This is a genomic window from Acinetobacter sp. ACNIH1 (genome assembly GCF_002934695.1).
Lineage (GTDB): Bacteria > Pseudomonadota > Gammaproteobacteria > Pseudomonadales > Moraxellaceae > Acinetobacter > Acinetobacter variabilis.
Map to the genome: position 1 here is coordinate 1 of NZ_CP026423.1, position 13783 is coordinate 13783.

Genomic DNA, 13783 nt, shown 5'->3' on the forward strand with positions numbered 1-13783 from the left:
ATAGGTTTGTGCAACAAAGCCGCTGTATCGCATCTTTAAGCCATTTTTCAAGGGCGATCGCATCATTCAAGGCAGCAAAGAGAATAAATATAATACGCTTTTCAATCCGTACCAAAACTGGTAATGGCTGTGGTATGTACTGAATATACAAGCACCAATTGTCACCGATTGGTCTATTTAAAGAGAACTCATATCGTTCCGAATCATACTCTATAAAGCCCTCGTTAATCCGTACGTCAAACGTAGGGTCTTCTAAACAAGCAATTATTACTGATATTACTGACATTTTAATTTTATCACTAGTTTTATTTTATAAATCAGCATGTTACATAATGTTTTATACAACAAAACCTTCTAGAAATAAAAAGAGAATTCGCGGATTCCCAGGCCTTTGCTTGGCAAATCAGATTTTGACAAAGCAAAGGCCTGGGCCCCTTAGGTTGAACGATATATGCTTAGGCTATTCATATAAAGAAGGATACTGTACGGCTTCTAGTAGCGGATCAAATACAAGGCATTAAGCAATAAATGAGCGGCAAAAAGTTTTCCTAGTCAGGTAAATAATATTCATGCACACGTAGCTGTCTTGAAAAAATTCACAGAATTTGGCTGCACTTATACCCAAGTTGTCACTTGAATTTAGCTCAATTAGGGTAGCGCTGTCTTTCAAACCTTTGTGTAACAAAGCGTGCGTAAGTCATATTTACTTAGATTCTGATATGATCTCTAATCACCAAATATCGTGCACTCAACCACGTAAGTGCCCATCGCACGGCGCTTAATGAGGCTTGTTGAGACATAATTCTAAAATAATCATATTTATTATGTTTCATCACCATCGGAAAAAATTGATGTTCTGTAAGGATTGAAAGCATAGGTTCATCCTCTGCCGTAAAATGCATCAATACTTTTGTTACATTACTTTCATACAACCATTTTTTTATTAACCAATTATAAGTTTCTGATTGGTTTTGTTCTAAATAATCAAATCGCTCTAAAATCTCTTGTGCAGAATTAAAATCTATAGCACTTAGTAATTCAGGCAAACGTGCTAACTTTCCTTGTGTCGATAATGGATGTCTTCCTATATTTGAACCACGTTTACCTGACGGAATGTTTGCCATCGTAATTAAAGCTCTCTTCCAGGACTCAATATCTAATCGTGGCTGCCCCTGCCCTGAAATAAGATACCGCTCAATATCTTCAAATTGTTGAAATAAATCGTGTTTAATTACTTTTTCAGTCGAATTCCCTCTTTTTTGAGCATAGATTACCCACCTCTGACTTTGTCTTTTTTTGAGTACATATTTTTCGATGGTATCTCTCAACTCATATTTTAGATTACCATTCTGTTGATGAATCGCTTGGAAATGCCTGAATAAATTACTCCGACTCATGACTCGCTTAAAAAATGCAGTATGTAAATTGGGTTGCTGTTGTTGCATGCTATAGGCATAAGTAGCCAGAAATAAAATATGAACATAATGCTTTAATGTTGTCGATTCATGTAAATGTCCAAGCACTCGACTAATCGCCTTAATCCCTTGCCCAACCTGTCCTTCATTGCCTACTAGCGTATTAAATTGCTCATTCGATGGCATCCAATTTTGTAGCCATGGCAGTTCTATCGTGAGCGCTTTAAAATCCACCACAGTTTGCAAACACTTTAAAGTATATGCACTTGCAAACGTATGTCTTAAATGATGTAAGCTGAGATCAACATCTCCAGTGACTTTCTTTAATATTTGAGATATTTGATTGAAAAAAGGCCTATGCTCACTGTCCTCATCAGACATTAATATCGAATATTTTTTATTCTTATAAATATCATCTAATCCCTTTTGAATCGTCTGACTTAATAAATTCATCGGAACAACACGTTCTGATCCAAGTGTTTTTAACTGATGCTCACCATAAGGACGAATTCGGAGCATATCCTCATCAATATCTAAGGGCCGTAAATGAAGTGTCTCTGAACGGCGTACACCCATCGCTGCAGATAAACGAAAATGACGCTGAATCTCTAGACGTAAAGCAGCATCACTCACCCCAGATTCTACAGATTGTAATATTTGAACGATCTGCTGCACTTCATTTTTTGCAAAAACTTTAGCACTTGCTTGATGCGCTGTACGCTTGTGTAACTTTATACGATCATCATTTAACTGAATTAAAAAATCTCTAAAGCGATTCCACGCAGCGAGATGCTTGCGGTGTGGAAAATGCTCTTGCGTCAACTCCATCCATTTTTGAAATACATCTTCATCAATCTGGCTATCTTTTGTTAAATCTTCTGAAAACCCCAATATACCTGCACTGACGATGGCCAAATGTAGATGAATCATATTTCGATTCTGTAGACTTAACTCTTCTGCATCACAGCGTAAAATCAACCATTGCACAAAGCACGTTAATAAATTGACTGAGTAGTGATTCGTTTTATTATTGGCAAGCTGTTCAAGCCAAATGCTTGATCTAGACTCACCTTTTAGTTGCTGAATCATCGCTAAAATATCAGACAAATGTAGTTGCTCATCGCCTATTTCTATTTCACTTTCTGGCTCAGTGCTATCTAAACCTGTGGTTAATTTTTCATATTCGGATAAGCGTAATAATTCATTTATTGAAAGATCTTCAGTCAGGACTTGGCCTGCTATATAACCTGCAATTAACGGAGTGCTATTTAACATCACATTTTGCTGTAAAGCTTTCAACCATTGAGCTAATGATAGAGTTGACTTAATCCCTATTTGTTTTAAATATGTATTAAAACACTTTTGCCAAGCCGTTCTTTGTTGATTTCTTGACTGTGCTAAAATCTCTTTTAATCGGGGCTGTAGATACTGTCGGTCTACTAAAATTAAAGTCGAGACATAAGGACTTAACAGTACTGTACGGCGTATCTTCGTCACAGATCTATCATTATTCACTGTCAGCTCAACGAGCCGACTATTCCCCATAGCGACTATATGTTGATCAGAAGCAATAAACTCCAACATCGCTTGTAAATGGCTTACCCTGCACAGTTGTGAATACATGGAGAGTACAACCAGCAAACGTCCTATTTCAACCTCACAATTTTGATGTTCAGGTAAATGTTCTAAATCCTTCTGAATAAGATCAAGTAAGTTTTGTTCAATATAACACCATGTACTAAAACTATTTTCAGATGTCAGCCATGTACGATTAGCTTTTTGAGGAAGTTGAACGAATAAAGGAATTTTCGTTTTATCGCGAATATAAGCACAATATGCCTTGATCGCTTGTGGCAAATCAATGTTTGTATTTTTAGCTAAATGGGAAGCTAATACATGTCCAAGCTCGAAAGATACGTTTGGCTCAGGATTTTCCTCAAAAATCAACTGACAATAGGACTCATACTCTGAGTTTTCCAGCCATTCTTTTACATCATTTTCTGAATATTGTATTCTCGGCTTCGTCTCTGCTTGAACTGTTTTAATCTCTTTGGTTACAACAAATGTTGGAATATTCAGGTTTTTAAAAAAATCAAAAACATCAAGACATTCGAAACCTAACTGTTTTTGCAGGTTTTCTTGTACATCAAGCCACTGTTGTTTAAATGTTGATACAGGAAATACTGATAACATATCCCATGGATAACGACCGCGTACCCAGTGCCCAAGTCCAGCATCCTTGAACCGTCCAGGTAACTGATTATTATCAGAGCGAACCAGCTTCCGTGCCCAATTTCTACCTAAACCTTCAATCTGATGAGGATCACAAAGTTGCAACGCATAAGATGATAAATCAACACGTGGTTCAACTTGATCCCCCAGCATTCTCATCAAACCACGTAAAACTTGAATCTGTTTGATAAATGCTGCCGTCAATGGCACATAACGATCGGTTGATTCATCTTGATGATGTTTATCTTGAATCAATGCCCAGCCTTGCTGACTTATCCACTTTGGAAAGGGTTGCTTAATCCCCCGTCCTGCAGTTGCAAGATTCATCCATAATTCTGTATACAACGTTAAGTTATCAAAGAGCGTCTGCCAATCTTTCTGTTCGGCAGCCTGATTTATTCTCTTCTTTATTCGTGTAATTTCATTTTGTATTTCAACAATCTTTATCCCAGTCGGGCTACCCACGCGTTCACTAGAAGAGTGCATATATTCAGGAATATCAATTTTTATCGTTCTTAAACAATCAGCCCATAACTGCTCAAGTTTCCTCTGTTCAAAAGATGCATAATGAATTAAGTTATCATAATTCCGACCGGATGCATTAGTCACTGCTTTAACGACAGCTAAATCACCTTGGCTATGCTCATATAACAACCGTGGAAGAAGATCTTTAATGCTTTTGAGGCTGATTTCTAACTCTTTCGGCACACTGTTAATAAGTCTTCTAACTTCGCGTTCAACTGCCGGTTGACGGGTTTTAATCGCAAGATTTTTGACTTGATTCACCAAATCATTGAGCTCACTTGGTAAAACCAAATGTAATTTCTTGGTCCATGGCACATGAAATTTAGACTCTTCTGGCTTTGTTTTGAGTGTCGGTGTGCCTGCTAAAACGCTCAATACGTATGCAGATAAAGTATGATCATACTGAATAGCAATATTATTCTGATCAGTATTTTGACTAAAACACGGCGCTGTTAATTCAGTAACCGAACGTCCAGTGAGTAAACTCAATATCAAAGCTAATTTTGCGCGTAAAATTAAGCTGGTATCAGCCTTAGATGGTTGACAGAGCCTAAACACATCTTGAATCGAATTTAATGACAATCGCCATTTGGTCCAAACTAAACCAACATTTGTAGCTTCAACATGCTGAAAAATAGACTTAGATGCATAAAACCCTCGAATTAAATCGGATTGTTCGGCCAAAAAAAATGTAAACAATGGCTCCAATGGTGTTTCATCTTCTTCAATCTCATCATACTCAAATACTTCAGAGACTAGACCACGATGAATTTCATCTACATCCTCTAAAGGTTGGATAGCAATACTTAATGAGCCGTATCGTTGCAAGATCAGTTTTTGATGCTTTAACCCTATACGGTGTAAAAACTCTCGACGTTTTTTCTTATTTTTTAGTCGATTCTTTTGCCAAATTTGTGATAAAAAGAGCTTTAATGCATAAAAAACTTCATTTAATCGTTTGTCTTCAGAACCAGCGGACATCAAATGAATCAGTTGTTTCGGTCCGTTTTTAGTCAGTAATTTTTCGACTTGTTCTAAAATATCCTCATTACTTGGATCACCCAACAGCCTGATCGCTAAAAAGGCGTTATACACACGAGATCCTTTTTGATCTTTCAGCTTTATGCTTCCATCACCCTTTAAATAATGACTATAAAGCTTTAGAGTGTGTACATTTTTTTGAAAGTGAAATATTTGCTCTAAAAACCAAATGATTACAGTATCAAAACGCTCATTATTTCGACTTAGTCCTGCTTGAATCAATAGCAAATCACAAATTCCACTGTCTCCAGTGTATGGACGTAATGGCGTGAGTTTATGTTTGTTTCTATCTGTTGTTTCTGAGAAAAAATGTGAATGTTGATCAGAATCCTGCAATCTACTAATGATCTTTAACGTATTAAGCTCATCACGAAATTCTGGTAATTCATCATCCCCAATCAATGTGAAGATTCGCTGACAAATGACAACGATACCGGCTAAGCTATAATGTGCACGTAATAAAAATAATGCTCGGAGGAGTTTTTGTTCTTCTATAGGGGAATTCTGGTTTATCCATTCTAGCAGTTGCTTAAAATAAATATTCATAGCCCACTCCTAAGACGATAGATCCACGCTTTCCCAAAGTCTGTTAAAGCTAAAGCAACTTCTGCAGTTGGAGCCACGCGAACAATTTGCTTTTGATATTTTTGATAAAGTTCTTCTAGTTGAGGTAAAAGCACAAAAAAGTCAGCTATGTGAAAATAGGGTTGCACAGATTTTCCAAGCTCTTTTACTTTAATTTTTTCTAATGGCAAAAGCTTCTGAGAGATATAACCTGCTAAAACATTTTCGATTAAAAAAGTACCACTAACCACCGGTGGTGCCCAATCTACCAATTTTTGAACAAAGGAAATCGGTAGTTTTTTTAAAAAATGCTGTGTATGAAAAAATAAAGGCATTTCTTCTAGATCTAAATGCTTTAGTCGAAGTTCTTTTGCAACAACCATCTTATCCTGCACTTTATCCACTTTACCCCAGTGTCTTCTGTTCACACTGTCCTTTAGAGTTTTTACATCACATAAATCACTAGCGACAGCACGCAGTAACTTACGATATGTCGCGAGCAGTAGTAGTGCTTGATTTTTAATTTCTTCTGAAAACCTACTCTTTTCCCCATTAAGTAACATCATTTTCAAAACTAAAACAGGGCATGGTTTTTTAAACCTGGCTTCAGATAGAGATGGATCCGTAAATTTGAACAACTCCTATAAGTGATATTCTGCTCCTCAAATGATGTTATAAACATCAATATATGGAGTATTTTATGGCACGTAGACCAAGAAGAAATCATTCAAATGATTTTAAAGCTAAGGTAGCACTTGCTGCGATTAAAGCAGAAAAAACACTTGCTGAATTGAGTGCTGAATTTGATGTTCATCAAAACCAAATTATTGACTGGAAAAATCAATTGATCTCAGCTTCCTCGCAAGCTTTCGATCAATCAAAAGCTCCATCAGAACCCCCCATTGATCTTAAAAAGTTACATGCAAAAATCGGTGAGCAGGCATTAGAAATTGATTTTTTAGAAGGTGTGTTGAAGAAACTGGGCCGCTTCAACCACAAAAGTTAATCGACGACTCACTTCAGATTTCAGTATCTAAGCAAGCTAAGCTGCTGAAAGTCTCCCGTGGTTGTTATTATTATCGCCCAAAACCTGTTAGCTCATCAGATCTGAAGCTGATGCGATGTATTGATGAATTACATATGCAATATCCTTTTGCAGGCAGTCGTATGATGCGTGATTTGTTGAATCGTCAAGGGCATCATATAGGACGACGTCATACACGTACTTTAATGAAGAAAATGGGTATTCAGGCGTTATATTGCAAACCAAATTTAAGCCAGGCTAATCAAGCTCACCGTAAATATCCATATCTGCTCAAAGGGTTGGCTATTCAGCGCAGTAATCAAGTGTGGTCTACGGATATAACGTATATCCCTATGGCAAAAGGCTTTGTTTATTTATGTGCTGTGATTGATTGGCATAGCCGCAAGGTACTTGCGCATAGGGTATCGATTAGTATGGAGGTGGATTTTTGTATTTCGGTTTTAAATGAAGCGATTGAAAAATATGGATCACCTGAAATATTGAATACAGACCAAGGCAGTCAGTTCACCAGTGATGCATTTATTGATGTATTGAAATCAAATGGCATTCAAATCAGTATGGATGGTAAAGGTCGATGGGTAGATAATGTGATGGTTGAACGATTATGGCGGAGCGTTAAATATGAAGAGGTGTATCTCAAAGCTTATAGCAGTGTCACAGATGCGAAAAAGCAATTAAGTGCATATTTTGAGTTTTATAATTTGAAACGACCTCATTCGAGTCTAGACAAAATGACACCAAATGAGTTTTACTATGATCAGCTACCCCAACAAAACAAGGTGGCTTAACTAGAGCGGAATATCACTTATAAATACGCTTTTAGTTGTTCAAACAAGTGGGACCACCTCTGATATTGTTAATGCATCAATGAGCAATGGTGTCATCATTTTTTCTGCAAGTTAAGTTATTTTTAGCGTTGAAATAATAGACTAACATAGTCCCAAAATAAATAAAATTAAATCAAACAAATTTAAGATTTAATAATAAGATATTTGATTTATATAATTTATTTACTAACTTTATTTTTATATCAATTCAATCTACCAATTTTTGAACAAAGGAAATCGGTAGTTTTTTTAAAAAATGCTGTGTATGAAAAAATAAAGGCATTTCTTCTAGATCTAAATGCTTTAGTCGAAGTTCTTTTGCAACAACCATCTTATCCTGCACTTTATCCACTTTACCCCAGTGTCTTCTTTTCACACTGTCCTTTAGAGTTTTGGTGGTGTTTCAAAAAGTATGCTGAAACAAAGCAGGTTGAATTTTGATAAAATAGAGAAATGCGAATAACTCTAGAAATCAAATGTCCAACCTGCCTCAGTGACAGTATAAAGAAAAATGGCATCAAAGTAGATGGGAAACAAAACTATCAGTGCAAAGACTGTAAACGTCAGTTTATTGGTGACCATGCTCTGAGCTATCTAGGATGTAATTCAGGCATTACTCGAAAAATATTACAGTTGATGGTCAGAGGTAGTGGTATACGAGATATCGCTGAAGTTGAGCGAATCAGTATCGGTAAAGTTTTACGTACTTTAACCGAATCGACCTACCAAATTCAGCCTAAACAAAGTCATTATGAGTCTCTTGAAGTTGATGAGTTTTGGACTTTTGTGGGAAATAAAAATAATAAACAATGGCTTATTTACGCCTACCATCGAGAAACAGGTGAGATTGTTGCTTATGTTTGGGGTAAAAGAGACTTAGCTACAGTTCAACGATTGAAGACAAAGCTTAAACAATTAGGTATTCACTACACCCGAATTGCAAGTGATCATTGGGACAGTTTCATCACTGCTTTTAAAAACTGCAAGCAAAGTATTGGTAAATTTTTTACTGTAGGTATTGAAGGTAATAATTGCAAAATAAGGCATCGAATTAGGCGCGGTTTTAGGGCTTGTTGAGAATTAACAAAGGCAACTGATTAATTTATAATAGTACTATGGATAGATACATACTTACTGATGCCCAATGGGCAAAAATGGAACCTTTTTGCCTAGGTAAAGTGACCGATCGAGGTCGTAGTGGAAAAGATAATCGATTATTTTTAGAAGCAGTCCTCTGGATTGCCCGTACAGGCAGTCCATGGCGTGATCTACCTGCTCATTTTGGTAAATGGAATACCGTCTTTAAAAGATACCGTGACTGGGTGAAAGCTGGTGTATTTGAAACTATTTTTGCATCTGTAAATGAAGATGTTGATTTGGAATACGCCATGATTGATGGAACGATTGTTAAAGTTCATCGACATGGGCAAGGTGCAAAAAGGGGGACTTTCAAACAATCTATAGGTAAATCTCGAGGTGGAATGACCTGTAAAATTCTTGCCTTAGTGGATAGTCTAGGCAACCTCATTAAGTTTCGATTAATGCCTGGTCAATATCACGATTGAGTAGAAACCAAACCTTTAATTGAAGATGTTGATTTTCAAGCATTACTAGCGGATAAAGCATTTGATGCAGATTGGCTTATTCAAGAACTCAATGAACGTAAAGTGAAAGTGGTGATCCCACCCAAATCTAATCGAAAAGTAATGAGAGCATTTGATACGATTATGTATAAATGGCGTCATCTCATTGAAAACTATTTCTGTAAGTTAAAAGAATTTAAACGTATAGCGATGCGTAGTTGTAAAACAGATACGAGTTTTGAAGCCATGATTCAATTATGCGCGAGTTTAATTAACTCTCGGTAATTCTCAACAGACCCTAGAAGGAGTTGTAATTTTTCAAAAAAGATTGAAAACCATTTTAAAGCTTTCGACTTAACCTTTTTTTACATCAATAATGGCTTCATTTAATGTCAGCATACTTTTTGAAACACCACCTGTTAATGCATGGCGAATTCAAACATGAGGTGCGACAGTTTCAAAAGCCTTATGATAATCAACAAGCTGAGCAAATTTCTCTAATGGTGTAAGCCAATCTAACGCTTTTCTAGGACGAGTATTCAGTGACATGGCAACTTGATTTAAATAATGCTGATCTGCCTGATTTAAATCAATCCCTTTAGGTAAATATTGCCTAATTAAACCATTCATATTTTCGCATGTGCCTTTTTGCCAGGGTGAATGTGGGTCACAGAAATATACATCTATGCCTAAATCTTCTTCAAGTATTTTATGTTCTGCCATCTCGCGTCCACGGTCATAGGTCAACGTTTTACGCAGTTCTGCAGGTAAATATTTCAGAGCTTCAGTTAAAGCCTTGCGCACTGATTCTGCCTTTGCATCAGGTAATGTTGCCAAGATACAGAGCCGTGTATTTCGTTCAATAAGTGTTGCTATCGAACTTTTATTGTCTTTACCTTTAATTAAATCAGCTTCCCAATGACCCGGTATTTTTCTTTCTTGAACTTCGGCTGGGCGCTCATGAATAGTTTTAATATCCTGTAATATAGAATCTTTTTTAGGTTCACCGTTAGCTTTTCGCTTTTTATTTTCATGACGTAGACAGGATAATAAGTCTTTTTTCAACTCACCCTTGGGTAATGCTCGTATCGTTGAATAAATCGTTGTATGGCTTACATTCATTGTTTGATCCAAATCAGGAAATGTCTTTAAACGCTTTGCTATTTGCTGAGGAGACCATAAACAACGGATCGCTTCAACAATAAATTTCCAGAGGATTGAATCGATTTTGAGTTTTCTGTGACCACGTCTACGTCTAGCGAAGGTGTTATCAGAAGCATATTGAGCTTGATAAACGTCATTGATGCTATTTCTTTTAAGCTCACGATAGATCGTACTAGGATGTCTTTTAATGAGTTCAGCAAATTTTCTGGCTGAAAAGCCTTCTTTTCTTGACTCAAGCATTAATGCAGTACGATCTTCAAAGTTAAGATGATGGTATGACAATTTTATATACTCCATAAACCCTTTAAATTAATTAGGTGGTTTATGTCGCACTTCAAGTTTTACTCTGCCCATCAATGAGCAATGGTGTCATCATTTTTTCTGCAAGTTAAGTTATTTTTAGCGTTGAAATAATAGACTAACATAGTCCCAAAATAAATAAAATTAAATCAAACAAATTTAAGATTTAATAATAAAATATTTGATTTATATAATTTATTTACTAACTTTATTTTTATATCAATTCAGCTGAATAGAGTCACTCTCCGAACAAATCTGCTCTGATCTCTTCCAGGCTGAGATCTGATTTCAACCGGTTATATAGCGGATGAACCAGCTGGCCATTATCGAGCCCCCCCCCCTGCCCACCAATAGTTTTGGCAATGAGATGATCCGACTCTGTTGAATCCAGATAAATCAATCCATCGCAAAGCGGGCAGAAATTATGATTACCCACCAGAAAATTGTGCTTGATCAAACTCTTGGTCAAGGTTGAAAAGGCTTTGGGTTTTGATCGAGATGCAGGACTGATCGAATCGACGTATTCAACAATATGGTTGACCACAGCAGGATCATATTTCCTCAGAAAACTTCCGACATAAAACTCGTTAAAGTTAATGTACTTAAAGGCTTTAGACATCGACAAGATAGTAGGAAATAGCTTTAGCTGTGCAAATGTAGAGCCTGTAAATTGTTTTGACTCTTGATTAATCCTAAAAATATCTATGCTTTGATCAATAATTTAGCTGTTAATCACTAGGTTCCAGTTCACTTATTTTCAGACAGTAACCAATCGAGAGCATTCATTTTTACAATACCATTATAATTGGCTTCAGTACCTATAGTATCTAAGGTCAATAAATACTTGGGATACGAGTCAGAAACTTTCTGCAATGGGCGTAACTCTCGGGCTAATGTTTCTTCATTCAGTGTTTCTAACGCGACTTGGTAATAAGTTAAATTCTGTAACGTATCAACAGCAACAAAATCAATTTCATATTCATCAAGTCGCCCAACATAAACAGTATAGCCTCGTCTGACGAGCTCAAGATAAATCACATTTTCTAAAATATGGCCTTGATCAGCATTTGCATCAGGCAACATAATTCGGCGCAAGCCAACATCAACTAGATAGTATTTTTCAGAGGTTTGTAATAGCTCTCGCCCACGTACTTTAAATTGTGCTGCACTATAAAATAGTAAACTATCCTGTAAACCCTGAATATATCGTTTTACTGTTTCAAATGAGATCTTAACTCCACTTGAAACAAAGGTATTTTTAATTTTATTAATAGAAATAGGTGAGCCCGTAACACTTGCCAAATACTTTGCAACACGCTCCAAAGCGTTAATATCTGCAGTATTCAAGCGAGGAATAACATCCTTAAACATGACACTCGCATAGACTGCTTGTAAGTAATCATAGGTTTCCTGCTGATTAGTCATTGCAAGTGTATAAGGGAAACTACTGCGAGTGTACATCGCATACAAATCACGATTGGATAATTGTTGGATGGTTGGATTATTTTCAGTATGCCATTGTTTAAACTCTTGGAATGACAGAGGTAAAACATGCTGCTCGATATAACGCCCTGTAAGTAACGTCGCTAATTCCCCACTCAAAAAGAATGCATTTGAACCTGTAATATATAGATCGATATAGTCACGAATATATAAAGAATCGACTACTTTTTCAAAATTTTGGACATGCTGTATTTCATCTAAAAAAACATAGTTTTTTTTGTTTTTATCGACTTTCGAAAGTACATAATCGTGTAATTTACGATAATCGGTGAGTTCTTCAAATTCCATATATTCGAAATTAATAGCAATGATATTTTCATCTTGTACACCTTGCTCTTTTAGATCTTGTTGGAACATCGCTAGTAAAGTAGATTTTCCAGAACGACGTACACCCGATAGTACTTTAATGAGATCACGGTTTTTCCATGTATTCAGAAATTTCAGGTAGCTTTCACGTCGAATATTATTCTTTATCATTATTTACACTTAGACTCTAAACTTTTCATATATCTTATCAGAATTTAGATCACATAAGAAATATTCTTTGTTTTCAAGAAAAGTTTAAATTCTAATTGAAATATTTAAATTCCTATTATCGCAGGTGTTAGAGGTGCTATAGACAATAGATTTTCACTGGAATATTTTTTTCAAACACGATATAGAATATTACGTCTATGTAGATACTAAGCTGTTTTTAAAAAATCAGAGATGGTCACATCTAAAACTATCAGCCAATCACACAGTCCAGCACCATCCATCTTCCAACACAGCAAGAATCTTGTGAAACGAAAGACCAGCTGCAAATCGAACTGGAACGTGTAGAAAACAGTATTGTTCAACTCAATCACGAAATCAGTATTTACCAACGCTATGCCGATCAATTCCCACGGCTGTCGAATGCTCTTCATTATTCCTGCATGAATCACAGCCAAAATAATTTAGAACTACTCGAATGTGAAACGTAAGAGTCTATATGTACATATCGTTCATTTGTGGCAAATGAACCTCAACTAAAACGATCTCGTGTCCTTTAGAATGTTTGCGTAGCAGTCATGCTTATAGTGTGACTTTTGATAATGGTAAGGAGTTTTCAGAGCATAGTAGGATAACAGATGCATGCATAGACACTTACTTTGTGGATCCATAAAAGTCTAATCAACGCGCTAAAAATGAAAATACGAATGAATATTTGCCAAAATCCTTATCGTTTGATGATGTATCAAAAGAGCGAATAGAATAGATAGAGTTTGGTCTAAATAATCGTCCTAGAAAGATACTATGTTGGTATACACTCAGTGAAGTGATCGCTGGTTTTTATAGTGTTGCACTTGTTGCTTCAATTCGTCTTATTTAAAATTTTATTAAAAAATTAAATTAAAGGTTTATAAGTATTTATATATGTTTATATATATTTAATAAGGTTTATAAGGATATTTTTATATTTAAATTCAATTGGTTATTCATTAATAACCATACGTTTTGTCCGTTCAACCATACGTTTTGTCCGTTCAACCATACGTTTTGTCCGTTCAACCATACGTTTTGTCCGTTCAACCATACGTTTTGTCCGATAACCATACGTTT

5 protein-coding genes and 6 pseudogenes are annotated in these 13783 nt (G+C 36.0%); 5 read left to right on the plus strand and 6 right to left on the minus strand.

The window, feature by feature from the left end:
• Positions 1-707: 707 nt before the first annotated feature.
• Both C3F22_RS16215 and C3F22_RS16220 read right to left on the minus strand, forming a co-directional pair.
• Complete coding sequence (locus tag C3F22_RS16215; protein WP_104427047.1) at positions 708-5759, minus strand: tyrosine-type recombinase/integrase; 5052 nt, start codon at positions 5757-5759, stop codon at positions 708-710.
• A complete protein-coding gene (locus C3F22_RS16220) occupies positions 5756-6415 on the minus strand; it encodes a hypothetical protein (RefSeq protein ID WP_104427048.1) in 660 nt (219 codons plus the stop codon). Before C3F22_RS16220 ends, C3F22_RS16215 begins: the two co-directional genes overlap by 4 nt.
• Before the next feature lie 50 nt (positions 6416-6465).
• On the opposite strand from C3F22_RS16220, the gene C3F22_RS16225 reads away from it, so the two are divergent.
• Positions 6466-7610, plus strand: a protein-coding gene (locus tag C3F22_RS16225; RefSeq protein ID WP_100834114.1) for an IS3-like element ISAba14 family transposase whose coding sequence is annotated in 2 segments (ribosomal slippage) — positions 6466-6730 and positions 6730-7610 — 1146 coding nt in all. Because the reading frame shifts where the segments join, the coding sequence is not laid out codon by codon here.
• Between the two features lie 250 nt (positions 7611-7860).
• Here C3F22_RS16225 and C3F22_RS18655 read toward each other — a convergent pair.
• Positions 7861-8043, minus strand: a pseudogene (locus C3F22_RS18655) (hypothetical protein); the annotation flags it as partial.
• A gap of 59 nt (positions 8044-8102) precedes the next feature.
• Here C3F22_RS18655 and C3F22_RS16235 point away from each other — a divergent pair.
• From C3F22_RS16235 to C3F22_RS16245, 3 pseudogenes are all read left to right on the plus strand, one after another.
• Positions 8103-8717 (plus strand): annotated as a pseudogene (locus tag C3F22_RS16235) (IS1-like element ISPa14 family transposase); the annotation flags it as partial.
• A 47-nt stretch (positions 8718-8764) separates the two neighbouring features.
• Positions 8765-9517: pseudogene (locus tag C3F22_RS16240) on the plus strand (IS5 family transposase).
• Positions 9518-9532: 15 nt separating this feature from the next.
• Positions 9533-9622, plus strand: a pseudogene (locus tag C3F22_RS16245) (IS1 family transposase); the annotation flags it as partial.
• Between the two features lie 45 nt (positions 9623-9667).
• Here the strand turns inward: C3F22_RS16245 and C3F22_RS16250 are convergent.
• The 3 genes and pseudogenes from C3F22_RS16250 to C3F22_RS16260 all read right to left on the minus strand — a co-directional run bounded on the left by C3F22_RS16250 (position 9668) and on the right by C3F22_RS16260 (position 12676).
• Positions 9668-10636 (minus strand): IS30 family transposase, encoded by a 969-nt coding sequence (locus C3F22_RS16250; protein WP_248283521.1) that lies wholly within the window; start codon positions 10634-10636, stop codon positions 9668-9670.
• Between the two features lie 298 nt (positions 10637-10934).
• A pseudogene (locus C3F22_RS16255) lies at positions 10935-11324 on the minus strand (HNH endonuclease); the annotation flags it as partial.
• Between the two features lie 119 nt (positions 11325-11443).
• Entirely contained in the window at positions 11444-12676 is a 1233-nt protein-coding gene (locus C3F22_RS16260) for an ATP-binding protein (RefSeq protein WP_100834292.1), read from the minus strand.
• Between the two features lie 477 nt (positions 12677-13153).
• Between C3F22_RS16260 and C3F22_RS16270 the strand changes: the two are divergent.
• A pseudogene (locus C3F22_RS16270) lies at positions 13154-13553 on the plus strand (IS30 family transposase); the annotation flags it as partial.
• Positions 13554-13783 lie beyond the last annotated feature (230 nt).